General features: G+C 72.0%; 25 protein-coding genes. 14 read left to right on the top strand and 11 right to left on the bottom strand.

Annotated elements, in window-relative coordinates; all coding sequences use genetic code 11:
- Positions 1-101: 101 nt before the first annotated feature.
- Genes ACIB24_RS05305 through ACIB24_RS05315 form a run of 3 tightly spaced genes read left to right on the top strand, consistent with a single transcriptional unit; the run spans position 102 to position 4,704 of the window.
- Positions 102-869, top strand: a complete 768-nt coding sequence (locus tag ACIB24_RS05305; RefSeq protein WP_398276177.1) for an ABC transporter ATP-binding protein — start codon at positions 102-104, stop codon at positions 867-869.
- Positions 866-2,428 (top strand): sensor histidine kinase, encoded by a 1,563-nt coding sequence (locus ACIB24_RS05310; RefSeq protein WP_398276180.1) that lies wholly within the window; start codon positions 866-868, stop codon positions 2,426-2,428. The genes ACIB24_RS05305 and ACIB24_RS05310 overlap by 4 nt, the downstream gene beginning before the upstream one ends.
- Positions 2,425-4,704 carry an ABC transporter permease gene (locus tag ACIB24_RS05315; protein ID WP_398276183.1) on the top strand — a complete coding sequence of 760 codons (2,280 nt, stop codon included), beginning with the start codon at positions 2,425-2,427 and terminating at the stop codon, positions 4,702-4,704. The genes ACIB24_RS05310 and ACIB24_RS05315 overlap by 4 nt, the downstream gene beginning before the upstream one ends.
- A gap of 1 nt (position 4,705) precedes the next feature.
- On the opposite strand, the gene ACIB24_RS05320 is transcribed toward ACIB24_RS05315, so the two are convergent.
- Positions 4,706-5,572, bottom strand: a complete 867-nt coding sequence (locus ACIB24_RS05320) for a hypothetical protein (protein ID WP_398276186.1) — start codon at positions 5,570-5,572, stop codon at positions 4,706-4,708.
- A 151-nt stretch (positions 5,573-5,723) separates the two neighbouring features.
- On the opposite strand from ACIB24_RS05320, the gene ACIB24_RS05325 reads away from it, so the two are divergent.
- Entirely contained in the window at positions 5,724-5,960 is a 237-nt protein-coding gene (locus tag ACIB24_RS05325) for a FitA-like ribbon-helix-helix domain-containing protein (protein ID WP_398276189.1), read from the top strand.
- Positions 5,957-6,364, top strand: a complete 408-nt coding sequence (locus ACIB24_RS05330) for a type II toxin-antitoxin system VapC family toxin (protein WP_398276192.1) — start codon at positions 5,957-5,959, stop codon at positions 6,362-6,364. The genes ACIB24_RS05325 and ACIB24_RS05330 overlap by 4 nt, the downstream gene beginning before the upstream one ends.
- Positions 6,365-6,381: 17 nt before the next feature.
- On the opposite strand, the gene ACIB24_RS05335 is transcribed toward ACIB24_RS05330, so the two are convergent.
- Positions 6,382-7,272, bottom strand: a complete 891-nt coding sequence (locus ACIB24_RS05335; RefSeq protein WP_398276781.1) for an NAD-dependent epimerase/dehydratase family protein — start codon at positions 7,270-7,272, stop codon at positions 6,382-6,384.
- Positions 7,257-7,934: a uracil-DNA glycosylase gene (locus ACIB24_RS05340; RefSeq protein ID WP_398276195.1), complete on the bottom strand. Its 678-nt coding sequence runs from the start codon at positions 7,932-7,934 to the stop codon at positions 7,257-7,259. Before ACIB24_RS05340 ends, ACIB24_RS05335 begins: the two co-directional genes overlap by 16 nt.
- Before the next feature lie 49 nt (positions 7,935-7,983).
- Here ACIB24_RS05340 and ACIB24_RS05345 point away from each other — a divergent pair, with 49 nt between their 5' ends.
- The 3 genes from ACIB24_RS05345 to ACIB24_RS05355 all read left to right on the top strand — a co-directional run bounded on the left by ACIB24_RS05345 (position 7,984) and on the right by ACIB24_RS05355 (position 10,316).
- Positions 7,984-9,339, top strand: coding sequence for a pyridoxal phosphate-dependent decarboxylase family protein (locus ACIB24_RS05345; RefSeq protein WP_398276198.1), 1,356 nt, complete (start codon positions 7,984-7,986; stop codon positions 9,337-9,339).
- A gap of 83 nt (positions 9,340-9,422) precedes the next feature.
- Complete coding sequence (locus ACIB24_RS05350; RefSeq protein WP_398276201.1) at positions 9,423-9,665, top strand: DUF3263 domain-containing protein; 243 nt, start codon at positions 9,423-9,425, stop codon at positions 9,663-9,665.
- Between the two features lie 174 nt (positions 9,666-9,839).
- Positions 9,840-10,316, top strand: a complete 477-nt coding sequence (locus ACIB24_RS05355) for a LytR C-terminal domain-containing protein (RefSeq protein WP_398276204.1) — start codon at positions 9,840-9,842, stop codon at positions 10,314-10,316.
- Between the two features lies 1 nt (position 10,317).
- On the opposite strand, the gene ACIB24_RS05360 is transcribed toward ACIB24_RS05355, so the two are convergent.
- Positions 10,318-10,767 (bottom strand): hypothetical protein, encoded by a 450-nt coding sequence (locus ACIB24_RS05360; RefSeq protein WP_398276206.1) that lies wholly within the window; start codon positions 10,765-10,767, stop codon positions 10,318-10,320.
- Positions 10,768-10,986: 219 nt separating this feature from the next.
- On the opposite strand from ACIB24_RS05360, the gene ACIB24_RS05365 reads away from it, so the two are divergent.
- Positions 10,987-11,193 (top strand): cold-shock protein, encoded by a 207-nt coding sequence (locus ACIB24_RS05365; RefSeq protein WP_398276209.1) that lies wholly within the window; start codon positions 10,987-10,989, stop codon positions 11,191-11,193.
- A gap of 112 nt (positions 11,194-11,305) precedes the next feature.
- Here the strand turns inward: ACIB24_RS05365 and ACIB24_RS05370 are convergent, their stop codons facing one another.
- The 3 genes from ACIB24_RS05370 to ACIB24_RS05380 all read right to left on the bottom strand — a co-directional run bounded on the left by ACIB24_RS05370 (position 11,306) and on the right by ACIB24_RS05380 (position 12,963).
- A complete protein-coding gene (locus ACIB24_RS05370) occupies positions 11,306-11,503 on the bottom strand; it encodes a DUF397 domain-containing protein (protein ID WP_398276211.1) in 198 nt (65 codons plus the stop codon).
- 203 nt (positions 11,504-11,706) lie between these two features.
- Entirely contained in the window at positions 11,707-11,937 is a 231-nt protein-coding gene (locus tag ACIB24_RS05375; RefSeq protein WP_398276214.1) for a DUF397 domain-containing protein, read from the bottom strand.
- A gap of 150 nt (positions 11,938-12,087) precedes the next feature.
- Positions 12,088-12,963, bottom strand: a complete 876-nt coding sequence (locus ACIB24_RS05380; protein WP_398276216.1) for a helix-turn-helix domain-containing protein — start codon at positions 12,961-12,963, stop codon at positions 12,088-12,090.
- 394 nt (positions 12,964-13,357) lie between these two features.
- Here ACIB24_RS05380 and ACIB24_RS05385 point away from each other — a divergent pair, with 394 nt between their 5' ends.
- Entirely contained in the window at positions 13,358-13,525 is a 168-nt protein-coding gene (locus ACIB24_RS05385; protein WP_398276219.1) for a hypothetical protein, read from the top strand.
- A gap of 88 nt (positions 13,526-13,613) precedes the next feature.
- Here ACIB24_RS05385 and ACIB24_RS05390 read toward each other — a convergent pair whose 3' ends face one another.
- Positions 13,614-15,221 carry a bifunctional 3'-5' exonuclease/DNA polymerase gene (locus ACIB24_RS05390; protein ID WP_398276222.1) on the bottom strand — a complete coding sequence of 536 codons (1,608 nt, stop codon included), beginning with the start codon at positions 15,219-15,221 and terminating at the stop codon, positions 13,614-13,616.
- Positions 15,222-15,549: 328 nt separating this feature from the next.
- Here ACIB24_RS05390 and ACIB24_RS05395 point away from each other — a divergent pair, with 328 nt between their 5' ends.
- The 4 genes from ACIB24_RS05395 (at position 15,550) to ACIB24_RS05410 (ending at position 20,134) form a co-directional block, all read left to right on the top strand.
- A complete protein-coding gene (locus tag ACIB24_RS05395; RefSeq protein ID WP_398276784.1) occupies positions 15,550-17,148 on the top strand; it encodes an MFS transporter in 1,599 nt (532 codons plus the stop codon).
- Positions 17,149-17,177: 29 nt separating this feature from the next.
- On the top strand, positions 17,178-17,645 hold the full coding sequence (locus tag ACIB24_RS05400; protein ID WP_398276225.1) for a MarR family winged helix-turn-helix transcriptional regulator: 468 nt from the start codon (positions 17,178-17,180) through the stop codon (positions 17,643-17,645).
- Positions 17,646-17,854: 209 nt separating this feature from the next.
- Positions 17,855-19,480 carry a chaperonin GroEL gene (gene groL, locus ACIB24_RS05405; RefSeq protein WP_398276228.1) on the top strand — a complete coding sequence of 542 codons (1,626 nt, stop codon included), beginning with the start codon at positions 17,855-17,857 and terminating at the stop codon, positions 19,478-19,480.
- Between the two features lie 90 nt (positions 19,481-19,570).
- Positions 19,571-20,134, top strand: a complete 564-nt coding sequence (locus tag ACIB24_RS05410) for a nucleotidyltransferase family protein (protein ID WP_398276231.1) — start codon at positions 19,571-19,573, stop codon at positions 20,132-20,134.
- 51 nt (positions 20,135-20,185) lie between these two features.
- Here the strand turns inward: ACIB24_RS05410 and ACIB24_RS05415 are convergent, their stop codons facing one another.
- The 3 genes from ACIB24_RS05415 to xylB form a co-directional block, all read right to left on the bottom strand.
- Positions 20,186-20,620 (bottom strand): molybdenum cofactor biosynthesis protein MoaE, encoded by a 435-nt coding sequence (locus ACIB24_RS05415; RefSeq protein ID WP_398276234.1) that lies wholly within the window; start codon positions 20,618-20,620, stop codon positions 20,186-20,188.
- A 29-nt stretch (positions 20,621-20,649) separates the two neighbouring features.
- The gene (locus tag ACIB24_RS05420) at positions 20,650-22,212 is read right to left on the bottom strand and encodes a hypothetical protein (protein WP_398276237.1); all 1,563 of its coding nucleotides are present in this window, start codon (positions 22,210-22,212) and stop codon (positions 20,650-20,652) included.
- Positions 22,213-22,658: 446 nt separating this feature from the next.
- On the bottom strand, positions 22,659-24,080 hold the full coding sequence (xylB, locus tag ACIB24_RS05425) for a xylulokinase (RefSeq protein WP_398276240.1): 1,422 nt from the start codon (positions 24,078-24,080) through the stop codon (positions 22,659-22,661).
- Between the last annotated feature and the right edge of the window lie 7 nt (positions 24,081-24,087).

The following is a 24,087-nucleotide window of genomic DNA, read 5'->3' on the forward strand; positions in this document are numbered from 1 at the left end:
CGTCTCACAGTGCCCACGCTGAGCTGCCGAGCCGGGGTGGGCTACCACCCCCACGAGCCGAGGTGCTGATGCACCTGTGGGACGCCCGTCCGGTTGCTTCAATGGCTGGTGTGTCCTCACCCGAGCCTGCCCTCGCGCCCGTCACCCCGCCGCAGGAGCAGCCGGACGCCGTGCTGGTGGCCCACGGGCTGCGCAAGACCTACGACCCGGACGTCGCGCCCGTCCAGGCCCTGCGCGGGGCCGACCTCACGCTCGCCCCGGGCGAGTTCGTCGCGCTGATGGGGCCGTCCGGGACCGGGAAGTCGACCCTGCTGAACATCCTGGCCGGGCTCGAGGAGGCGGACGACGGCGAGGTCTGGCTGATGGGCCGGGCGCTGTCGGGCCTGACCGAGAAGGAGCGCACCCACCTGCGCCGCCGGCACGTGGGCATCGTGTTCCAGTTCTTCAACTTGATCGACGACATGACCGCGCAGGAGAACGTCGCCCTGGCCGCCATGGTGGCCGGGGCCTCCAAGCGCGAGGCGGGGGCCCGGGCGGCCGAACTGCTCGACCTGCTGGGCCTGCTCGACAAGGCCGCGAACACGCCGCCCACCCTGTCCGGCGGCCAGCGGCAGCGGCTGGCCATCGCGCGGGCACTGGCCAACCAGCCGACCGTGCTGCTGGCCGACGAGCCGACCGGCGCGCTCGACAGCCGCGGGGGCGCCGAGATCGTGGAGCTGCTGAGCAGGCTGCACGCGCGCGGGCAGACGATCCTGCTGGTCACCCACAACCACGACGTGGCGGCCGCGGCCGACCGCGTCCTGACGATGTCCGACGGCCGCATCACCGCCCGCGGGGACGTAGCCCGCCGCGAGGGTTCGGCGGCATGAGACGTGAACACCCGGCCCGGCGGGCCGCCTGGTTCGGCGCGGCCGGTGCGGTCGTGGGCCTCTGCGGGCTCGCCCTGACCGGTGCGGTGGACGTGCTGGCGGCGGGCGACATCCCCTGGGGGTGGGCCTCCTCCTTCGCCGGGCTGGTCGTCGCGGCCGCCGCCGTGCTCGGTGCCTCGCCGCTGGGTCGGCGCCGCTCGGGGGCCGCGGTCGTCGCAGCCGCCTACGTGGGTCTGCTGACCGGCGTCCTGCTGCTCGGCTGCCTGGTCGCCGTGCTGGTGGTCGGCCGCCTGCCCCGGGCCCACGAGCGGGACGTCGTGCTCCCGGCCCTGCTGGGCGCCGCCCTGGCGGCGGCGCTGTTCGCCGGCCTGCTGCCCACCACGGGCAAGACCGTGGCCGCGCTGGGCCGGACGCGCCGCGGCCGACCCGAGGGCGTCGTCCGGAACTTCGCGGAGCGGTCGAGCCGTGGGGCCGGCGAGGACGACCTGCTCGACCTGGCGGACTCGCTGCGGCGCACGATGGGCATGCGGGCCGCCGAGATCTGGCGGGTCGAGGGGACGGCGTTGCGCCGGGTCGCGTCGTCACCGAACCGCGGTGCGCTCGCCTTCGAGATCAGCGCCATCCAGCGGGACGTGCTGTCGCAGAGCGACATCGCCGGGCCGTCCTGGCTCGAACTGTGGGTGCCCGAGCTCGCGGCCGGGCGCAGCACCACCGAGGTGCGTTCCGTCGCGGCGGCCCACTTCGGGGAGCTGCTCGGCGTCGTCGTGGTGGAGAAGCAGCAGGGTGAGCCGTTCACGGTCGGGGAGGACCAGGCGCTCGTCGACCTGGGCCACCGGCTGGGCGCGGTGCTCGGCAACCTGGAACTCGACTCGGCGCTGCGCCGCACCCTCGGCGACCTGCAGCGGGCCAACGAGGCGCTGCAGGCCTCGCGCGGACGCCTGGTGGCGACGGCCGACGCCGAGCGCCGCCGGATCGAGCGCAACCTCCACGACGGCGCGCAGCAGCACCTGGTGGCGATGGCGATCAGCATCGGGCTGATCCGCAGCCAGATCACCGAAGGGCCCGAGATCGCCGACGAGCTGCTGGAACAGCTCGGCGACCAGTTGCGGGCCACGATCGACGAGGTCCGCGAACTGGCCCACGGCATCTACCCGCCGGCGCTCACCCACGGCGGGCTCGTCGAGGCCCTGCGCTCGGTCATCGGGCGTTCGCCGCAGCAGATCGACCTGCACGCCACGGCGGTCCGCCGCTACCCCGCCGCGACGGAGGCAGCCGTCTACTTCTGCTGTCTCGAGGCCCTGCAGAACGCCTCGAAACACGCTGCGGGGGCGGCTGTCTCGATCGCACTGACCGGTTCCGACGGCCGGCTGGAGTTCTGCGTGAGCGACGACGGCCCGGGCTACGACCCGGACACGGTGGCCCACGGGCACGGGCTGGAGAACATGTCCGACCGGGTGGGTGCCCTGGGCGGCGAGATCGCGTGGCAGTCCGCGCCGGGGCAGGGGGTCACCGTGCAGGGTTGGGTCCCGGTCACGGTGGTGGACGAGGAGACGCCGTGACCGTCGCCTGGCCGGCCGTGCGAGCCATCGCACGCCGCGAGCTGCGGCGCAGCTGGCTCGCCCTCGTGGTCCTCGGCCTGCTGGCCGGTTCCGTCGGCGCGGTCGCCACGGGCGCCATGGTCGTCGAACGGCGGACGGCGACCGCCGAGGCGCGACTGCGCGCGGCCATGGGGGTGGAGGATCTGCGGGTCTCGGCGCTCAACGGCGTCGTGCCGTCCACGGAGGGCATCCCCGGCATCGCCCGACAGTGGCGACCCTCCATGGCGGTCGGGCAGATCGTCGGCCCGGCGCTGAACTACCTGGCCGTCCTGTCCGGGCCCGCCCACCCCGGCATCTTCAATCCCGTCGTGGTCGAGGGGCGGGCGGTGAATCCCCGCTCCACGGACGAGATCATGGTGGCCGAGGAGGGCGCCCGCCAGATGGGGATGGACGTCGGGGACGTCGTCCGGCTGCACTTCCTCACCGTCGAGCAGGCCGGTGACTGGGTGACGGGCATCGGCGAACCCCGCGGGCCGACCCTGACCTTTCACGTCGTCGGGCTGACCCGGATCACCCCCAAGGCGTCCAACGGGGTCGGGGTGATGGCCAGCCCGGCCTTCTACGAGCGGTACGGGCGGACCCTGAGCCAGGGCGGCGCGCTGTTCCTGCAGACCCGGCCCGGCGTGAGCCCGGCCGCCGTCGCGCAGCGCATCACCGGCGCGGCGAAGACCCCCGTGCAGGTGGAGTTCTCGTCCCGCGAACCGGCCCCCGTGCGCACCGCCGCGCACATCCTGACCGGCGGTGCCTTGAGCTTCGTCGTCGTCGCGGCGCTGGTCGGGGTGCTGGCGCTGGCGCTGTCGTCCAGTCGGCACCACAGCTCGGGCGTCCAGTCCCAACAGGTCGAACGGGTGCTCGGGCTGACCACGGGGGAGCGGGTTCTCGGGCACGCGGCCCCCAGTCTGATCAGCGCGGCCGCCGGTGCCGTCGTGTGCCTCGCGGGCGCGCTGCTGGCCGGGTGGATCGAACCGCTCGGCTCGCTGCGCACGTCGGAGCCGTACCCCGGGTACGCGGCCAACTGGCCGGTCGCGCTGGGTGGCGCCGTGACCGTCGTCCTGCTCGTGCTGCTGACCAGCGGCGTCAGCGCGGCCCGGGCGATCTCCAGCCGGACGGCGATCCGCTCACCCCGGCGAGCGCTGAGACTCAGCCGCTCACCGGTGTTCTCGGCCGGGCTGCGGATGGCGTTCGGCAGTCGCGGCTCCTGGCGTTCGTTCTCGGCCATCACCGGCGTGACGGTGGCCGTGGCGGGGATGCTCGCGTCGGCGTCGCTGTGGACCTCGATGCGGCATCTCGCGGACACGCCCTCGCACTGGGGGGTCAATGCCGACCTCTACGTCGCGGACGCGCGGCCCGACCTCGTCGAGGGGCTGAAGGTCGACCCGCGGGTGCGCGGCCTGACCCGTGAGGTGTCCGACCGGGTCTCGGTCGGCGGGCGCGACTTGAGCGCCTACTCCGTCGAGCACGTGCTCGGTGACGTCGGCTGGACGATGGTCGAAGGCCGTGCCCCGCAGATCGATTCGGAGCTCGTCCTCGGTCCGCGGGCGGCGCGCGCCCTGGACACCGCCGTGGGGGACTCGGTGTCGGTCCGCACCCGCGCGGGGACCGAGCGGTTCACGGTCACCGGCATCGGCATCGGCGCCTTCAACGGCGAGGCCTTCGGTGACAACGCCCTGTTCACGCCGGGCGGCCTGCAGGAAGTGGGCCGGGGCGCCAACTTCTACACGCTCGACGTCGCGCTGAAACCCGGCCGGTCGGTCGACGCGTTCGCCGCGGAGCTGTCCCGGGACTGGGAGATCGCCCTCCCGTCCGTCCCGGCCGAGGTCACGAGCCTGGAGGCGTTGGGCGACCTGCCGATCTGGCTCGGGCTGTTCTTCGTCTCGATCGGCCTGGCGGCCCTGGCGCACTCCTCGGTCCAGCTTGTCCGGCGCGGGGTGGGTGATTTCGCCGTCCTGCGGACCATCGGGTTCACCGCCGGTCAGTTGGCGGGGGTGCTGCTCACGGCCGTGCTGATCACCACCACTCTCGGGCTGGCCGTCGGTTTCCCGCTGGGACTCGGTGCGGGACGGCTGATCTGGTGGTCGGTGACCAACGGGGTGGGGGTCGTGCCCGACTTCCAACTGCCCCCGGTCACGACCACGTTCATCGTGCCCGCGGCGCTGCTGGCCTCCGTGCTGCTCGCGGCGTGGCCGGCGATCGAGGCCGGCCGGTTGCGGACCGTCCGGGCCGCCCGCACCGACTGATTCAGACCTCGGGCCGGCCGAGACCGGTCGCGGCGCTCTTCAACCAGAGGGCGAGGGCGGGCGACAGCACCGGGCCCGGCAGGGCGCCCGGACGGGCGCAGACGTGCGGTCCGGTGGGCCGGACCACCGGGAGCGGGACGTTGCCGTCCAGCGCCGCCGGAGGGTCCGGCACCTCGCAGGCCTTCTCGTAGATCGCCTGGAGGGCCGCCCGGGACAGGCCCGGGGGCAGGACGGTCGGGACCCGGCCGCCGGGCAGCCGGAGGGCGCCGGGGAGCGGCGGCACGCCCGGTGCCTGGGGTTGGCCGGGTGCCTGCGGTACTGCGGGTGCCTGGGGTTGGCCGGGGACCTGGGGGAGCCCGGGAACGTGCGGGTGGCCCGGTTCGTGCGGTAGGCCCGGTTCGTGCGGTTGGCCCGGTGCCTGCGGGAGGCCCGGAGCCGGCGGCGGCTCGTCCGGCGTCCGGAGGGCCGGAGCCGGTGGTGATCCGGGCGGCGGTGGGACGCCGGGAGCCGGGATCGCGGCCGGGACCGAGCCGCTCGGTGCGGCGGGGGCGTCGGCCACCGGATCGGGCGGCACCGGCCCGTCGCCGTCGACCGGCGCTCCGGTGGCCGGGACAGGCGTCGGCGTGGGTGCCCGAGGCGTGTCGCCCGGGGGCGGCATGAAGGCCTTGAGGTCCTGCACGGCCGACCACGGGTTGAAGGGGTCGGCCACCGCCCGGTTCGAGCCGCGGTCCGGCCGTTGCGGGTGCAGCAGGGCCCCGCAGTGCTCGCAGGTGTCGCCGTCGGCGGGGCACGTCTTCCCGCAGGCCGGGCACGCCGGCGCCCCCGCCGACCGCTGCCATGGCGGCGTGCTGCGCTCGGTCGAGTCCACGAGCACCTCCCCGGCCGACGGCAGCACTTCCGCGTCCCGTCGACCGCCACCGGTTCGTTCTGCGCCGGGGTCACCCGTCTGCCACGACGTTCTGGTCTGCAGCCTCAGTGAGGCATCTGCAGTCTGCAGGCAATGCAGCTAATATGACGCCATGAGTGTCGCGATCACTGTCCGAGACGTGCCCGACGATGTCCGGGACGAGTTGGCGGCCAGGGCGGCGCGCGCGGGCAAGTCCCTGCAGGAGTTCCTGCGCGGCCTGCTGATCGACACGGCCACCCGTCCCACTCCCGACGATGTCATCGCACGGGCCCGGGCGAGGGTCCTGGCCTCGGGCGCCCGGGTCGCGACCGGAGTCATTCTCGAGGCGCGGGACGAAGACCGGAAGTGACCCGCGCGACGTACGTCTGCGACGCCTCGGCGATCGTCGCGGCGCTCACATCTGATGAGGCCGACGGTCAGTGGGCCGCGCAGTTGCTGGCGATGAGCGATCTGGCGGCCCCACACCTGGCCCTCTTCGAGAGCGCCAACATCCTGCGTCGGCTCGAGCTCTCGGGGGCTCTGCCCAGCGGTGAGGCGGCGCAGGCGCACGCCGACCTCCTGCGACTGCCCCTCCAGGTCTGGCCCTACGAGGTGCTCGCCGAACGGTCGTGGCAGCTGAGGGGCCACCTCTCCATCTACGACGCGAGTCACGTGGCCCTCGCTGAACTCCTCGACGTCCCGCTGGTCACCCTCGACCGGGGTATCGCCGGCGCCCCGGGCCCGCGCTGCACGGTGCTGGTTCCCGATCGTTGACGTGATGTGAAGACCAGCTAGGTGGCGCTCGTCGCGGTCCAGGCGTCGTGGATGATCCGGCCCAGCTGGGAGCGGTGCGGCTCCCAGTCCAGGTCGTGCGCGGCCAATGCCGGGTCGGCCACCAGCTCCGCGGCCTCGTCACCGGCCGGCCCGTACGTCACCGGCACCGGACGACCGGTGGTGGCCTCCACTGCGGCCACGATCTCGGTCAACGAGACCCCGACCCCGGAACCGACCACGTAGCAGCGCTTCTCCGCGTGCAGACCGGACAGGGACGACTCCAGCGCCAGCCGGTACGCGGCGGCGACGTCGGCCACGTGCACGTAGTCGCGCCGGGCCGTCCCGTCGCCGTTGATCGTCAGCGAGTCCAACGACCCGCGGGCCACGGCCAGCGCCCGGTTGACGATGCGCGTGCCGTCCGCGTCAGGCATCCCGGGCAGCGCCCCCGCCACGTTGAAGCACCGCAACGCCACCGTCGGGCCCTCGTAGGCCGCGAGGTGGTGCTCGGCCAGCAGTTTCGAACGCCCGTAGGCGTTCACGGGCGCGACGGCCGAGGCCTCCGACAGTCGCCCGCCCGACGACCCGTACACCGCCGCGCTCGACGCGAGCACCACCGGCACCCGGGAACCGGCGGCCGACAGCACGGACAGGAGGGTCGCCGTCCCGCCCGCGTTGACCGACTCCAGCTCGGTGACCCCCGCGTCGCGGACCCGGGCCACCCCGGCCAGGTGCACGACCCCGACCACCCCGCGGACGGCGTCCGCCAGCGAAGCGCCGGAACGGATGTCCCCCAGCAGTTCCCGCGGCTCGTATCCGTCGGCGGCCAGCTCCGAGACCACCGCCCGGCCCACGTATCCGCGGGCCCCGGTGACGAGGACGTGCCCCTTCGACGTCAGGGCAGCGTCCAGTCGATCGGCTCGTCGCCCAGCTCTTCGAGGTAGGCGTTGATCCGGCTGAACGGCCGCGACCCGAAGAACCCGCGATCGGCGGACATCGGTGACGGGTGGGCACTTTCGATGGTCGGGACGTCGACCAGCAGTGGCTTCAACGTCTGCGCGTCGCGGCCCCACAGCAGCGCGACCAGCGGCTCGTCGCGGGCCACGAGCGCGCGGATGGCCGCCTCGGTCACGTCCTCCCAGCCGCGCCCTCGGTGCGACCCCGACTTGCCCGGCTCCACCGTCAGCACCCGGTTGAGCAGCAGCACCCCGCGCTCGGTCCACGGGGTGAGGTCGCCCGACGTCGGCATCGGCACCCCCAGGTCGCTGACCAGCTCGCGGTAGATGTTCTGCAGGCTGCGCGGGATCGGCCGCACCCCGGGCGCCACTGAGAACGACAGCCCGACCGGGTGCCCGGGTGTCGGGTAGGGGTCCTGCCCGACGATCAGCACGCGCACGTCGTCCAGCGGCTGGTGGAAGGCCCGCAGCACGCGGTCGCCGGCCGGCAGGTACGAGCGGCCCGCGGCGACCTCGGCGCGCAGCATGTCGCCCAGTTCGTTGATGCGTTCCTCGACGGGCGAGAGAGCCTGGGCCCAGTCAGGGGCGATCACTTCAGCAAGCGGACGGCGCGCCACGACGGGTGAATCTATCGAACCGGACGACGGGGGCGAGCAGACTGACGTCGTGCACACCTTCGACGAGAGCGCGAAGCAGCTGGCCGAGGCCGTCATCCAGTACGCGCGGGACCGGATGGCGCTCGACCCGATCCCCCTCGACGGGCCCCGCAGCATGGACGAACTGACCGCCGCGGTCGGCGCGACGGTCACCCCCGAGGGCATCGGTGGCGCCCGCGCCCTGGAACTGTTCGACAAGGAGCTGTCGACGTCCTGCATCTCGGTCGACAGCCCGCAGTACGTCGCCTTCATCCCCTCCGCCCCCACCAAGGCCGCGTCGATGTTCGACCTGGTCGTGGGGGCCTCGGGGCTCTACGCCGGCACGTGGCTCGAGGGCGCCGGGGCGATCTACGCGGAGAACCAGGCGCTGGCCTGGCTGGCCGGGATGGCGGGGCTGCCGAAGGAGACCGCGGGCGGGGTGTTCGTGCCCGGCGGCTCCGTCGGCAACCTGTCGGCGCTGGTCGCGGCCCGGCACAAGGCCCGGCTGCGGCGCGCGGGCGACCTGCCGGCGCGCTGGGCGATCGCCGGCACCGACCAGGCGCACTCGTCGGTGATCGCGGCGTGCGACGTGATGGACGTCGACTTCATCGGGGTGCCGGTGGGGGACGACGGGCGCCTCACCGGCGAGCGGCTGCGCCGCACGCTCGAGGAGGCGGGGCACGACGGCGTGTTCGCCGTCGTCGCGACCGCCGGGACGACGAACCTCGGCATCGTCGACGACCTCGCCGGGGTGGGGGCCGTGTGCGCCGAGCAGGACCTGTGGTTCCACGTGGACGGCGCGTACGGGCTGGCCGCGCTGTGCGCACCGACCGTGCGAGCCAAGTTCGACGGCATCGAGCGCGCAGACTCGTTCGTGGTCGACCCGCACAAGTGGCTGTACGCGCCGTTCGACTGCTGCGCCCTGATCTATCGCGACCGCGCGGACGGGCGGCGGGCCCACACCCAGCGGGCCGGGTACCTCGACGTGGTCACCGAGAACGAGGAGATCAACCCGAGCGACTACGCGATCGGCCTGTCCCGGCGGGCCCGCGGCCTCCCGTTCTGGTTCTCGCTGGCGGTGCACGGCACGCAGGCCTACACGGTGGCGATCGAGCGCACCCTGGAGGTGGCCCGGTTCGCGACCGACCAGATCCGGAACCGGCCCTACCTGGAGCTGCTGCACGAGCCGGACCTGTCGGTGGTCGGCTTCCACCGGGTCGGGTGGACGCCGGAGGACTACGCGGTCTGGTCGCAGGGGCTGCTCGTGAACGGGACGGCGCTGGTCACGCCCACCACGCACGCCGGGCGCACGGTGACCCGGTTCGCCATCGTCAACCCGTTGACCTCGGAGGACGACGTGCTCACCATCCTGGACACGATGGAGTAACGACGGTAGCCCGACGCCGTCGGCGCCTGGGCGCCTCCTCCCTCGCAACGCAGACTGTCGGTGGTCCGTGAAAGGTTCACGGCATGCTCACCGAGACCGAGACCGAAATCCTCGCTTTCGAGCGGCAATGGTGGAAATACGCCGGGGCGAAGGAGCAGGCGATCCACGAACTCTTCGACATGTCGTCCACCCGGTACTACCAGGTCGTGAATACTCTGATCGACAGGCCTGAGGCGCTGGCGCACGACCCGATGGTGGTCAAGCGTCTGCGACGCACTCGGGAGTCCCGGCGTCGTGCCGGGGTGACCAGGGCGTTCGGTGCATGAGGGCCTGTCCCGTCGTCGCGGTACCGGCCGCGGCGCCCAGGTCCGCCGGGAGTAATGCGAATGTCCAGGTCGTCCGTCGACGAACGTGCCGCGGCACCCCTTGAGGCGAGCCGCAAGGGCGCCCACCGCGCCCGGGCCCGTGCCTTTCCGAGTGCGGTGCCCATCGTCGCCGGCGTGGCGGTCATCCTCCTCGTCGCCGGAGGCGTCTACGCCGTGCTGACCGGCGGGTCGAACCCGACCCAGAGCGTGGCGGGCGCCGAGGACGACACCACCCCCAGCGCGAGCGCCAGTGCCACCCCGAAGGCCACCCAGAGCGCCACGACCCAGACCACGCAGAGCGCCCCGGCCCGCACCCAGTCGGCGGCCACGGTCGACAAGTCCGTCGACGTCGTCGTCCTGAACTCCGTCTCGGTGCAGGGTCTGGCCTCACGCGTGAAGGCCAGCCTCGAGGCCGACGGCTGGAACGTGGTGAAGACCGGCAACTCCCAGGAGCGGGGGCTGGCTACCACGAAGGTCTACTACCCGTCGGCGGCGTTGAAGCCCACCGCCCGGCAGATCGTCAGGGACCTCGGGTTCGGCACGATCATTCAGAACGCTTCGGTGTCCGGCAGCGGCACGATCAAGATGGCGCTCGGCTCCGACGCGACGTAGCTCAACTACTGGTGTAGCCGCCCTCATGCAGGTCGGCGGCCACCTCGAAACCGTTGCGCAGCGCGGGGTTTCCCGTGTGCCACTTCGACCACGCCGATGCGAGACCGTAGGCGGGCAGGAAGCCGAGGGGCCCGAGCCACCGGGCGTACTGACCGGCGTGCCGGGCCTCGTGGCGCAGCAGGTGCGGGCGGTGGGCGAGGCGCTCCTCGTCGATGCCGAGCAGCACGACGTCCCCGATCGTCATGGCCCGCCCGCTCACCGGCAGGAAGCCCCGGTAGCCGCTCGCGATGATCAGCCCGAACTCACCCCGGCGCAGCTGCGCGTGCCCGAGCTTGGCCGCCAGCAACCCCAACGGGGTGGCCAGGTTGACCCAGTTGACGGCCCGCCGCAGCCGTATCGCCGCAGGCCGGGAGGCGGGTGGCCGTCGTCTGCGGGGTCTCGGTTCGACCATGTCATCAGCGTAGAGCGGATGAGGAAGGGATCCCCCACACGGGCTAGGGAGACGCTAGTGTATGGAGTGGTCGAACAGTTCGATGAGCACGTCCTCCCTGCATCACGCAAGAGGCCCGCACGTTGGACCATCCCGACATCCCCTCGGGGTTGGCGGCGAGCGTGAGACCCGACGTGGGCGAAGTGCCCAGGTCGTCGGAGTGACACAGCAGGAGCAGGAATGGCTCAGGGAACCGTCAAGTGGTTCAACGCCGAAAAGGGGTATGGCTTCATCACCGTTGACGGTGGTGGCGCCGACGTGTTCGTCCACTGGTCTGCGATCCAGATGGACGGGTACCGCTCCCTCGACGAGGGTCAGCGGGTCGAGTTCGAGGTCGGGCAGGGTCAGAAGGGCCCGCAGGCCGAGGCGGTTCGCCCCGCACAGTGATCGGTTTCCCCGGGGCGTAACCGCCGCACCGAAATCGACGGACCAGCCGTCCCGCGTCCAACCGGGGCGGCTGTTTCCGTTTGCGCCCCAACATCATTCGCCGAACTAGGGCTCAGACGTCGAACTCCCCGGCCTTGACGCCGGCCACGAACGCCCGCCACTCGTCGCGGTCGAAGGTCAGCACCGGACTAGCGGTCGTCTTGGCGTCGCGCACCCGGACCTCGTCCCCGCGCTGCACTTCGACGCATCCCGAACCGGCGCAGTACGACGAAACCTGCCAGCCGTTGCTTTCCAGTCGACCATGAGCCATTAGGCACCTCCCCGCTCGGGCGCCTCGGCCTCGACCCCGGTCCCCTACAGGTTCCGCGCCGCGACGCCTTGACTTTCGAGATTAGGTGGACATGGCGAAATCGACAACAGGTGCGATGCGAAGACGTCCAGATGGACAGAGAAGAGGGCCTGCAACCGCAGAATGTGCGGTCGCAGGCCCTCCTCCGGGCGATAAGCGTCTGTTCAGAGGTCGAATTCGCCTGCCTTTACCCCTGCGACAAAAGCCGTCCATTCTCCCGCGTCGAAGACGAGTTCGGGACCCGAGGCCTGCTTCGAGTCTCGGATTCTGACTTCGCCTCCCAGTTGAACAGCAACGCAACCTGAACCACCACAGTACGACGAGATGCGGTAGCCGGTTTCGTCCGGACCGGTCACTTTGGAGCCTCCTCTGTTCTTGGGGCTCGAGACCGGCATGGTCACCTCCGGTGACCTATGAATGGCAGCCTGAGCCACCACGTCAGGTCTTGCCAGGGTATGCGCGGTTCGCAACAACCCCCTTCTTCCTCCCCGTGTCCTTATCTGGCAGGAAGCTCTTGGTGGCCGGGGACGGGGCAAGGGCTGTGGTCATGCGGCAGCGGCCCATGTCTGGCGGGCAGCGCGCAACCACGCCTTGCTCTGCTCCTCGGGCAGCGCAAAGCGCTCGACTACGTCTTCGAACACGGTGCGGTAATGAGTCACGTGCTCGTCCGTGTCGACAATGAAGTTTCCCAACAAGCCTTCGACGTAGACCACATCGTGGAGCGGGGTGTCCGCATCGAAGGTCAAGATCTGAAACGAACCATCCGTCGCGGGATACACCCCGGTGGCGAAGGGCACCACCTGAAGTGTCACGTTCGGTAGCTCGGAATCTTCCAATAAGGAGGCGATCTGGGCGGCCATGATGTCCGGCGAACCAATCTCACGCTTGAACATCGCCTCGTCGATCACGAAGTGCGCCGCGATGGCGCCATCGATGAGCCTTTCCCGTCGACGCTTCCGTGTGGCCACCAGATCCGCAATAAGGTCTGGCCCCATCTCCCCCGGCGGGCGCAAGCGATCGAGGAGGCCGCGCGTAATGTCGGGTGTCTGGAGAAGCCCTGGAAACCTGAGGGTCTCGATCATAAACATCCCGGCGGCAGCGTCTTCGAGGGCGACGACGGTACGAACCTGCTCGTCCAGGGACCGGTAGTCCTGCCACCAACCCGGCTTGCGGGCGTCGGCGGCTGCTTGTTGAAGTTCCTTCTGGACCGCCTCCGTCAGGTTGTACAGGCGGCTCAGGTCGCGGATGTCACGGGGTTGGACGCCGCGCCCTCCGGTCTCCATGCGACTGATCTTGGCTGGGGAGCACATCAACTCGGCAGCGGCCTCATCAACCGTGCGGCCAGCTTGGATGCGGAGCTCGCGCAACCGGGCCGCGAGTTCCAATCGGCGCACCGTGGGGTTGGAAGACTTGCCCGCCATCGCCAACCCTCTCCGTGCGCGATGTCAATTGCCAACGATCGTTGCAGATGCGCTAATGACATACGAAAGCGGGCACTCTACTCTCGAGTCATCGGCATATGCCAACCGCCAGGGGAGGAGGCATATGACAGCTGAATAGTTCTCGCCAAGAGGCTGGCGCGCAAGCGACGCGCCAGATTGAGACCCAACGTTCACAGGCGCATCAGCGCAGGTGAAGGGCCCCAAAGCGGCGGAAGCCCACGTGTGGCGACACGAGGGCTTCCCGGCGGCCGGGCCTCTCCCGAGCTTCAGACCCATCCCGGGGCACTTCAGCCAGTTAAGGAGGCCGCTATGAAGAAAGCTACGCCCCTGAAGTCAGCAAAGCACGCCTTGACGACGTTAAGACGTGATTGCGATGGATAGCCTCGCGGTGATCGTCTTCGCCGCCCTCTTTACGGCCTACATCATGGTCCGGTTCTGGAAGCAGGTCATCGGTCTACTCCTGATTCTGTTCCTGGCCGTGGTGTTCGTCGGGATCTTCGGCCTCGCCGAAGGTGTTCACATGCTCGACTACAGCAGCTGAGGAGGGGGCAGCTCGCTCAACACGGGCGAGCTGCCCCGGTCGGTACGCGTCGCCGGCACCACGGGGGCCGGTTCCGCTGAACCGACCCTCAACCCTTTTCGGCGTACGAGTCGGCCACCACCGCCTGGAGCGGCACGTGCACGCCCACGTCACCGAGCACCAGCCGGGTGGCCTCCTCGCCGGCTTCGGTCACGGCCGAGACCACTTCCTCCGCAAGGGTTTCCGGCGCGTGCACGATCACCTCGTCGTGCTGGAAGAAGACCAGGTCGGCCCGCCCGTGCGCCCGGCCCAGGCCCGCGAGCCGCAGGCGCAGCCCCGCCACCAGGGCGTTGGCCCAGTCGGCGGCCGACGCCTGGATGACGAAGTTGCGGGTGAACCGGCCCCGGGCACGGGATCTCGCCAGTGCCACCGGTTCCGGCGCCGATTGCCAGCCCTCACCCGGTGGCGGGCAGGTACGGCCGAGCACCGAGCGTACGGTCAAACCGTCCTCGCCACGGCGGGCCGCGTCCTCCAGCAGTGCGAGGGCGGCGGGGAACCGGCGCCGTAACGCCGCGAGACCGGCCGCCCCGGAACCTCCGCCCCCGCCGTACATCGCCGACAGCAGGGCGAGCTTCGCCTCGGCCCGCGCGTCGGCCCGACCCAGGGCGCGGGTCGCGATCTCGGTGTAGAGGTCCCCCGCCCGGGTGGCCGCCACCATTCCCGGGTCACGGGAAAGGGCCGCCAGGACACGGGGTTCCAGCTGGCCGGCGTCGGCCATCACCAGCTTCCACCCGGCGTCGGCCACGACGGCGCCACGCACGGCCCGGGGGATCTGCAGGGCCCCGCCGCCGCGGGTGGCCCACCGCCCCGACACGACACCGCCCGGGACGTACTCGGGGTGGAACCGCCCGTCGCGCACCCACTGGTCGCGCCAGGCCCACCCGTGCGCGACGTGCAACCGGGCCAGTTCCTTGTACTGCAGCAGCGGTTCGACCACCGCATGCTCGTGCCACTTCAGCTCGTGGGCCCGCGTCGTCTCCACCGGAATCCCCGCCCGATGCAGGGCTTTCAACAGTTCGACGGGGGAGTCGACGTTCAGCCGGGGGGCCTCCAGGGTCGCCGCGATCGTCTCGGCGAGCGACTGCAGCACGGCCGGTCGCCCCCATCGCGGCCGCGGCCCGAGCAGCTGCGTCAGCAGCGCGTCGTGCGCGTCGGCCCGCCACGGCAGGCCGACGAAGCCCATCTCCGCGGCCGCCAGCGCCGCCGCCGACTCGGCCGCGACGAGCATCGGGAAGCCGGGGCTGACCGCCCGAGCGGCCTCCACCCGGCCCAGCTGCTCGCTCAGGTCGGGCCCGTCGGGACCGGCGGCCGTCGCCTCGAACAGCTGGGCCTGGACGACGTCCGCCCGATCGGCCCCCACCTCACCGAACGCCGCTCCCGGGGGTGCCACGCCGGCGTGCCAGGAGAGGAGGGCCTCGGTCAGCCCGAGGTCGTGGCACCGTCGCACCCGTACCCCGCCCCGCAGCAGCACCGGGTAGACGGCGGCGGTCGAGGCCCAGACCCAGCGCGGCGACGCGTCGAGAGGGCCGGCCGCCCCCTCGAGGCGGGCGGCCAGCGCGACCAGGCCGGCGTCGTCCACCTGCTCCAGCCCGGCGCCGTGGCGCACCGCCCAGCCGCCGGCCACGGCGCCGACCTCCACGTACGCGCCGGCCCTCACCCCGCCATGGTGCCCGGCGCCACCGACAGCCCGTGATCGTGTCGCGCGGGGCAGGAGGTGCTGCGCGGGCTGGACGAGCGCGTGGGTGAGGCGGTCGAACGGATCGCGGCGATGGCCCGGCTGCCGTAGGAGGCGTGGGCGGTGTGGCCGCTCTCACGTGCCCCGAGACAACTTAGTTCGCGTACAACAAGTAATATTGCTGGACGTGAGCCTCGAAACCCCGTCCCAGCCCCAGCCCGTCGTCGAAACGCCCAAGGCGCGCACCCTGCGCTGGGACGCCGACCATCCCGCCTACCGCTGGGTGGCGCTGTCGAACACGACCATCGGGATGCTGATCGTGACGATCAACGCCTCGATCATGCTGATCAGCCTCCCCGCGATCTTCCGCGGTCTCGGGCTCAACCCGCTGGCCCCGGGCAACATCGGCTACCTGCTGTGGATGATCATGGGGTACCTGCTGGTCACCGCGGTCTTCGTGGTCAGCCTGGGTCGGCTCGGCGACAGCGTGGGCCGGGTCCGGATGTACAACCTCGGCTTCGTCGTGTTCACGGTCGGCTCGGTCGCGCTCGCGCTCACCCCGCTGTCCGGCGGCGGTGGCGCGCTGTGGGTGATCGGGTGGCGCCTGGTTCAGGCCGTGGGCGGCGCCATGTTGTTCGCCAACTCGACGGCGATCCTCACCGACGCCTTCCCGCCCCACAATCGCGGCATGGCGCTCGGCGTCAACCAGATCGCCGCGGTCGCCGGGTCGTTCCTCGGTCTGATCGTCGGGGGCGTGCTCTCCGAGGTGTCGTGGCGGGCCGTGTTCTGGGTCAGCGTGCCGATCGGCGTGGTGGGCACGATCTGGTCGTACCGCTCGCTGCACGAGCTCGGTGACCGGCGGCCCTCGAAGGTCGACTGGCTGGGCAACATCACGTTCGCCGTGGGGCTGAGCGCCCTGCTGGCCGGCATCACCTACGGCATCCAGCCCTACGGGACGCACTCCACCGGCTGGACGAACCCCTGGGTGCTGGCCGGGCTGATCGGCGGCGCCGCCCTGCTGGTGGCCTTCGTCGTCGTCGAGAACCACGTCGAGGACCCGATGTTCCGGCTCGGCCTGTTCAAGGACCGGGCCTTCGCCCTGGGCAACTTCGCCGGCCTGCTGGCCAGCATGGGCCGCGGTGGCATGCAGTTCATGCTGATCATCTGGCTGCAGGGCATCTGGCTGCCGCTGCACGGGTACAGCTACGAGTCCACCCCGCTGTGGGCGGGCATCTACCTGCTGCCGCTGACCGTCGGGTTCATCGCTGCCGGCCCGATCTCCGGCACGCTGTCGGACCGGTTCGGGTCGCGGCTGTTCGCCGTGACCGGCCTCCTGATCACCGCGGCCACCTTCATCGGGCTCATCGTGATCCCGGTCGACTTCAACTACTGGGTGTTCGCGGCGCTGGTGTTCTTCAACGGCGTCGGGTCGGGCATGTTCGCCTCCCCGAACGCCTCGGCGATCATGAGCGCCGCTCCGCCCGACCAGCGGGGGGCCGCCGCCGGGATGCGCGGCACGTTCTTCAACGCCGGGTCGTCACTGTCGATCGGTGTGTTCTTCTCACTGATGATCGCCGGCCTGGCCGCGCACCTGCCGACCACGATGACCGCCGGGCTCGAGGCGCACGGCGTCTCGAGCGGCGTCGCCCAGCAGGTCGGGGCCATCCCGCCCGTCGGCTCGCTCTTCGCGGCCTTCCTCGGCTTCAACCCCATCAGCGAGCTGCTGGGGGCCGACAACCTGGCCAAGCTGTCGCCCACGAACGCAGCCACCCTGACCGGCAAGGAGTTCTTCCCCAACCTGGTCTCCGGCCCGTTCCACGACGGTCTTGTGGTGGTCTTCGTCGCCGCAGCCGCGATGATGGTCGTCGCGGCCGTCGCCTCCGTGTTCACTCGGCAGGAAGGCAACTGACGGCCGGGGCGTCGACGGGAGGAGGGCACGTGGTCGGGGACGCGGACGTCGTCACGGACGTTGACACTGGTGTGATCGAGGACGACGAGGTGCTGGCCCGGTTGTCGGTCGCGTTGGGGCGGCTGACCCGCACCCTGCGCCGCGGCGACGAGTCCGGGCTGGGCCCAGGCAGCATCTCGGCGCTGGCCACGCTCGTCCGGTCGGGGCCGATGCGCCTGGGCGACCTCGCCGCCCGTGAGGGGGTGGCCCCGCCGACGCTGACCCGGATCGTCGCCCTCCTGGAGGAGTGCGGGTACGTCGAGCGCTCACCCGACCCGGCCGACCGGCGGGCCAGCCTGGTCTCGGCGACCGGTGCAGGCGAGGCGGTCCTGTCCGGCGTCGGCGGGGCGCGCCGGTCCAAGCTGGCCCAGCGCCTGGCCGGGCTGCCCGCCGCCGAGCGGCAGCGGCTGCTGGCCGCCGTCCGGGCCCTCGAACTGCTGGCGGACGACGACGCCTGAGGCGTTCACCAGGGGCTGAGCGGCTTGCACTCGGTAGGGTCGAGTGCTAATCATGGAGCTGGCACTCTCGAGGTGAGAGTGACAAGTTCGCTTCCGATCGGGCAGGCGAGAGAGGTACCGGACCGGGACGTGACCGGTCCGTGGCCCCTCGTCCGTCGCGGGCGTCTCCCGGTCGACCACCCACCCGTCCGTGGAGGGAACACCAACCGATGGCCAAGATCATCGCGTTCGACGAGGAAGCCCGTCGCGGCCTCGAGCGGGGTATGAACACCCTCGCCGACGCCGTCCGGGTCACCCTCGGGCCGAAGGGCCGCAACGTCGTCCTGGAGAAGAAGTGGGGCGCCCCCACGATCACCAACGACGGTGTGTCCATCGCCAAGGAGATCGAGCTCGACGACCCCTACGAGAAGATCGGCGCCGAGCTGGTCAAGGAGGTCGCCAAGAAGACGGACGACGTCGCCGGTGACGGCACGACGACCGCCACCGTGCTGGCCCAGGCGCTGGTCCGCGAGGGCCTGCGCAACGTCGCCGCCGGCGCCAACCCGATGGCCCTCAAGCGGGGCATCGAGAAGGCCACCGCCGCCGTCAGCGAGGAGCTGCTGAACCAGGCCAAGGAGGTCGAGACCAAGGAGCAGATCGCGGCCACCGCGAGCATCTCCGCGGCCGACCCGGCCATCGGCGAGCTCATCGCCGAGGCGATGGACAAGGTCGGCAAGGAAGGCGTCATCACCGTCGAGGAGAGCAACACCTTCGGCCTCGAGCTCGAGCTCACCGAGGGCATGCGCTTCGACAAGGGCTACATCTCCGGTTACTTCGTCACCGACCCGGAGCGGATGGAGGCCGTCCTCGACGACCCGTACATCCTCCTGGTCGAGTCGAAGATCAGCTCCGTGAAGGACCTGCTGCCGCTGCTGGAGAAGGTCATCCAGTCCGGCAAGCCCCTGGCGATCATCGCCGAGGACGTCGACGGCGAGGCGCTGTCGACCCTCGTCGTGAACAAGATCAAGGGCACGTTCAAGTCGATCGCCGTCAAGGCCCCGGGCTTCGGCGACCGTCGCAAGAACATGCTGCAGGACATCGCGATCCTGACCGGTGGTCAGGTCATCTCGGAGACCGTCGGCCTCAAGCTGGAGACGGCGACCCTGGACCTGCTCGGCCAGGCCCGCAAGGTCGTCATCACCAAGGACGAGACGACGATCGTCGAGGGTTCCGGCGACGCCGACCAGATCGCCGGCCGGGTCAACCAGATCCGCGCCGAGATCGAGGCGAGCGACTCCGACTACGACCGCGAGAAGCTGCAGGAGCGCCTGGCCAAGCTGGCCGGCGGTGTTGCGGTGATCAAGGCCGGGGCGGCCACCGAGGTGGAGCTCAAGGAGCGCAAGCACCGCATCGAGGACGCGGTGCGCAACGCCAAGGCCGCCGTCGAGGAGGGCATCGTCGCCGGTGGTGGCGTGGCCCTGCTCCAGGCGTCGAAGGTCGCGTTCGAGAAGCTCGAGCTGACCGGTGACGAGGCCACGGGCGCGAACATCGTCAAGGTCGCCGTCAGCGCTCCGCTCAAGCAGATCGCGGTCAACGCCGGTCTCGAGGGCGGCGTGGTGTCGGAGAAGGTCTCGAACCTGGAGCCCGGCTTCGGCCTCAACGCGGCGACCGGCGAGTACGTCGACCTGATCGCCAACGGCATCATCGACCCGGCCAAGGTGACGCGCTCGGCGCTGCAGAACGCGGCGTCCATCGCGGCGCTGTTCCTCACCACCGAGGCCGTCATCGCCGACAAGCCGGAGAAGGCGGCGGCTGCGGCCGGCGGCGCTCCGGACATGGGCGGCATGGACTTCTGATCCCCCTGCGGGACAGCGGTTCTCGTAGCAGGGCGGGTCGCCGGGCAACCGGCGGCCCGCCCTGCTCGTCTTTGCGGGCACACTGAGGGCGTGGAGGTCGCCGGGATCGTGCTCGCCGCCGGGGCCGGGCGCCGGTACGGGCGGCCCAAGGGCCTGGTCCGGGACGACGCCGGGCGGGCCTGGGTGGCGCTGGCCGTCGAGGCGCTGGTGGCCGGCGGGTGCGCGCCGGTGCTCGTCGTGACCGGAGCCGCCGCCGACGAGGTGGCGAGCCTGGTGCCGGAGCCGGCTCACGTCGTCCGCGCCCCGGACTGGGCGAGCGGGATGTCCGCGTCGCTGCGGGCCGCGCTGCAGGCCGTCGCCGGGGTGGACGCCGCGGTCGTCACCCTGGTGGACATCCCGGGCGTCACGGCCACGGCGGTCGCCCGGCTGGTCGCGCTCGCGGCACCGGACGTGCTGGCCCGGGCCACGTACTCCGGCCGGCCGGGGCATCCGACGCTGCTGGGCGCGCAGCACTTCGCGGGGGTCCTCACGGCGGCGGTGGGCGACCAGGGCGCGCGCGCCTACCTGGCCGGGCGCGACGACGTCCGGCTGGTGGAGTGCGGTGACGTCGCGGACGGCACCGACGTCGACACCCCGGCCGAGATCACCGACTGAGCCGGGTTCCACCGAGTGGAACTCGCCCGTTCCCGGCGCCCGCACCGATCATCAGGCCGAGTTGACCCACTCCGCGGAGCCGTCGTCGAAGACCTGCCGCTTCCAGACGGGGAGCCGGGCCTTCACCTCGTCGACCAGCCGGGACGCCGTCTCGAACGCCTCCCGCCGGTGCGCGCCGGACACGGCCACCGCGAAGGCGGTCTCACCGACCTCCAGCCAGCCCAGCCGGTGCGACACGGCCACGCACTCGGCTCCGCTGCCGGCCACCACCTCGGCCACGACCTCGGCCAGCACGTCGGGCGCGGTCGGGTGGCCCACGTACTCGAGGCCGGTGACGACGTGGCCGCCGTCGCTGTCGCGTACGACCCCCGCGAACGTGACGACGGCCCCGCGACCGGGGCCCGCGACGGCAGCGGCGTGCGCCTCGAGGTCGAGCGGTTCAGGGGTCACCGCGGTGAACGCGACCCGGGTGGTAGCGGTGGTCACGCGCCCAGCCTAGGCCGGTGCCGGACGACTCAGCCGCGCAGGGAGAGCGGGCTGGTGCCGTGACGCAGGTACAGCCGCACCTCGTAGCCGTGCAGGTCGTAGACCCCGGCCAGGTCGAACCCGACGTCGAGCAGGTGTTCCTTCTGGGTGTCGACCTTGTCGTCCTGGGCCTCGCCGAACCGCCCCGGGCCGGTCACGACCCAGACCCGCTTGCGGTTCTTCAGCTCCTTGCCGATCGCCTTGGCCGGCTCCTCGACGCCCCACAGGGTGGCCGAGTCCTCGCCGGCCGCCTTCAGGGCGATGTCGTCGGTGGCCGCGAACGCCTCGGGGTACCCGAGCTTGATCACCCGGCGGGACGCGGGCAGGAACAGGACGGCGTCGCCGGCCTGCGCGTTCTGCTGGATCACCGCGGCGGCGCCCCGCACGTCCTCCGCGTGGCCGCTGGCGATGTACCGGTAGACCTCCTGCATGTGCAGGCCGCCGAGGGCCAGCACGCACACGACCGCGACCAGCCAGCGGGCCCGCAGCAGCGTGGCCAGTGACCCGAGGGCCAGCATCGTGCCGGGCACGGTGAAGAACACGTAGCGCCAGTCGAACAGCGGGTGCACCTGCGAGACCGACCAGAGGATCAGCGGGGGCAGCAGCGACCAGGCCAGGCCCAGCGCGAGCGCGGGTCCGTGGGTGCCGCCCTGCTTCGTGCGCCGGACCGTGCCGACCAGGGCCAGCAGCACCAGGCCGACCACGGTGGCGGTGGCGGCGAACTCCGCGGACAGGAAACCGGTCAGCTGGCCCCAGGCCGGGCGCGGCAGCCAGGCGACCTGCTCACGCTGGTGCGAGCTGGCGATCAGCAGGGGCGATAGCAGCAGTACCGAGCCGCCCGCCACCACCAGCCAGCGTCGCCGCACGGCCGGGGAGTCGATGGCCAGGACGTAGCAGAGGTGCACGACCAGCAGCAGGAGCGCGAGCACGTTGAGCAGGCCGACCAGCACGATCAGCCCCGCGTACAGCGCCCAACGGCGGTGCAGCCAGGGCTTCAGGCACAGCCGGACCAGCGCGACCGTCGCGGCCGTGGCGGCCAGCGCGACCATCGCGTAGGGCCGGGCCTCCTGCGCGTAGCGGCTGCTCAGCGGCGCCACCACCCAGAGGGCCCCGGCCAGCACCCCGACCCGGGGGGCGTCCAGGTCGCGGCCCAGCCGCACCAGCAGCAGGCCGGTGAGCGCGGCGGCGAGCACCGAGAGCAGCCGGATCGGTGTGACCGTGGCCGACGTGCCGAGCAGCGCGTGCACGAACAGGTAGTAGGTGGCGTGCACGAGGTCGACGTGTTGCACCAGGTCGACGATCTCGCCCGACGTCCGCGACGTCACGTCCCGGGTGATCGCCTCGTCCCACCACGGGCTGGGCCGCCCGACGTGCCAGCTGAACACCGCCAGCCCGGCCAGCAGGACCATGACCTCGGCCGTGCCGACGCGCGCCAGCACCCGGCGTGCGCGCTCCGTGCGGCTGGGGCTGGACTCGAGCGTGGGGACGACGGCGGCCGCGTCGAGGGGCAGGGCGGGACTCGCGCTCGGGTCACCTTCCGTGGCCTGCGTCACGCGCCGTCCTCCCTCGCGTCGGCCCTGCGGCCGCCCACCCTCTGTTCGAGCCTCCCCGGCGGCATGCGCCGGAGCCCCATGGCTTCGGCGCATGCCGAAGACCGGGGTGGCGTCTCTGCCGTGATGGCGTCTTCTCAACCCCGCCCGCCGTTCCCGCCTTCTGGCGGGCTCGACCCGAGCCGAAGCGGGGCCCACCCGGAGCCACCCGTGAGGGCGAACGAGCGGGCGACGCTGATTACAAACCGTACGCGGATCTCGCCTCGACAAGGTCACGCAAAGACAACGGTCTGGCAGCGGTGGTGTGGCGTCAGCCACCCGCGAACCCTGGCAGAACATCGCCTGACGTGCCTGCCGAGATGTCCGTTCCGTCCGACGCTCCGTCACGCTCCGCTGCAGGCGGCACTCCGACCCCAGTAGCGCACGGTGAGCTTGGAAAACCCTGGGATTCAGCTGTCCGTCAGGTCCTGGACCTGGGCGTACCGCTCGCGGACCTGTGGCGTGGGGTCGGCCTCGAACGTCTGCTCGCCGCCCGCCCGCCAGGACGGCGGCTCCGGGACGTCGCCCCCCGAGGCCGCGGCGAGCGCCCAGGCGGCCTGCCGGGCGGCGCCGTCCGCGACGTACTCACCGGGGGGTGGGACCACGACCGGGCAGCCGAGCACCTGCGGGGCGATCCGGCACACGGCCTCGGACCGGGCCCCGCCGCCGACCAGCAGCACGCGCCGGATCTCGGCCCCCTCGGCCCGTAGCGCGTCGAGCCCGTCGGCCAGCCCGCACAGCAGCCCCTCGACGGTCGCCCGGGCCAGGTGCGCGGCGTCGGCCGTCTGCAGCGTGAGGCCGTGCAGGGCGCCCGTCGCGTTCGGCCGGTTCGGGGTCCGCTCACCCTCCAGGTAGGGCACCAGCACCAGCCCGCCCGAGCCGACGGGGGCCGACAGGGCCAGCCGGGCCAGCTCGTCGTGATCGACGCGCAGCAGCCGGGCGGTGGCGTCCAGGACCCGCGCGGCGTTGAGGGTGCAGACCAGCGGCAGGTAGCGGCCCGTCGCGTCGGCGAATCCCGCCACGATCCCGGTCGGGTCGGCGGAGGGGGTGTCGACGATGCCGGACACCACGCCCGACGTCCCGATCGAGACCACGACGTCACCGGGGCGCGCGCCGACCCCGAGCGCGGCGGCCATGTTGTCGCCCGTGCCCGGCCCGAGCAGCGCTCCCTCGCTCACCCCGGCGACGGCGGTGCGCCCGGCCGCGTCCGAGGGGCCCAGCACCCGGGGGAGGACGGCGTCGCGGCCCAGCGCGGCCTGCAGCAGGTCGGGCCGGTACTCACCGGTGGGCACCGCCCAGTAGCCGGTGCCGGAGGCGTCGCCGCGGTCGGTGGTCAGGGTGTCGAGGCCGACGGCGCCGGACAGCTGCCAGGTCAGCCAGTCGTGCGGCAGGCAGACGGCCTCGGTGCGGGCGGCGTTCGCCGGCTCGTGCCCGGCCAGCCAGGCCAGCTTGCTGATCGTGAACGAGGCGACCGGGACGACGCCGACCTCCTCGGCCCAGACCTTCGGACCCCCGTGCGCCGCGGCCAGTTCGGCGGCCGCGTCCGCGGAGCGCGTGTCGTTCCACAGCAGGGCGTCCCGGACCACCTGTCCGGCGCCGTCGAGCGCGACCATGCCGTGCTGCTGGGCCCCGACGGCGATCGCGGCCACGTCGTCCAGGCCGCCCGCGTCGGTGATCGCGGTGCGCAGCGCGTCCCACCAGTGGGCCGGGGCGATCTCGGTGCCGTCGGGGTGGGTCGCGCGGCCGCTGCGGACCAGTTCGCCGGTGTCCGCGTCGCGGACCACCACCTTGCACGCCTGGGTCGAGGAGTCGACCCCCGCCACCAAGGTCATGACCACA

Origin of the sequence: Spongisporangium articulatum, assembly GCF_044465595.1 — a bacterium.
Lineage (GTDB): Bacteria > Actinomycetota > Actinomycetes > Actinomycetales > Kineosporiaceae > Spongisporangium > Spongisporangium articulatum.

Coding starts and splice junctions, on each gene's coding strand:
- ACIB24_RS05305 (WP_398276177.1), top strand. CDS start 102: ATGGCTGGTGTGTCCTCACCCGAGCCTGCCCTCGCGCCCGTCACCCCG.
- ACIB24_RS05310 (WP_398276180.1), top strand. CDS start 866: ATGAGACGTGAACACCCGGCCCGGCGGGCCGCCTGGTTCGGCGCGGCC.
- ACIB24_RS05325 (WP_398276189.1), top strand. CDS start 5,724: ATGAGTGTCGCGATCACTGTCCGAGACGTGCCCGACGATGTCCGGGAC.
- ACIB24_RS05350 (WP_398276201.1), top strand. CDS start 9,423: ATGCTCACCGAGACCGAGACCGAAATCCTCGCTTTCGAGCGGCAATGG.
- ACIB24_RS05360 (WP_398276206.1), bottom strand. CDS start 10,767: ATGGTCGAACCGAGACCCCGCAGACGACGGCCACCCGCCTCCCGGCCT.
- ACIB24_RS05365 (WP_398276209.1), top strand. CDS start 10,987: ATGGCTCAGGGAACCGTCAAGTGGTTCAACGCCGAAAAGGGGTATGGC.
- ACIB24_RS05370 (WP_398276211.1), bottom strand. CDS start 11,503: ATGGCTCATGGTCGACTGGAAAGCAACGGCTGGCAGGTTTCGTCGTAC.
- ACIB24_RS05375 (WP_398276214.1), bottom strand. CDS start 11,937: ATGCCGGTCTCGAGCCCCAAGAACAGAGGAGGCTCCAAAGTGACCGGT.
- ACIB24_RS05380 (WP_398276216.1), bottom strand. CDS start 12,963: ATGGCGGGCAAGTCTTCCAACCCCACGGTGCGCCGATTGGAACTCGCG.
- ACIB24_RS05385 (WP_398276219.1), top strand. CDS start 13,358: ATGGATAGCCTCGCGGTGATCGTCTTCGCCGCCCTCTTTACGGCCTAC.
- ACIB24_RS05395 (WP_398276784.1), top strand. CDS start 15,550: ATGCTGATCGTGACGATCAACGCCTCGATCATGCTGATCAGCCTCCCC.
- groL (WP_398276228.1), top strand. CDS start 17,855: ATGGCCAAGATCATCGCGTTCGACGAGGAAGCCCGTCGCGGCCTCGAG.
- xylB (WP_398276240.1), bottom strand. CDS start 24,080: ATGACCTTGGTGGCGGGGGTCGACTCCTCGACCCAGGCGTGCAAGGTG.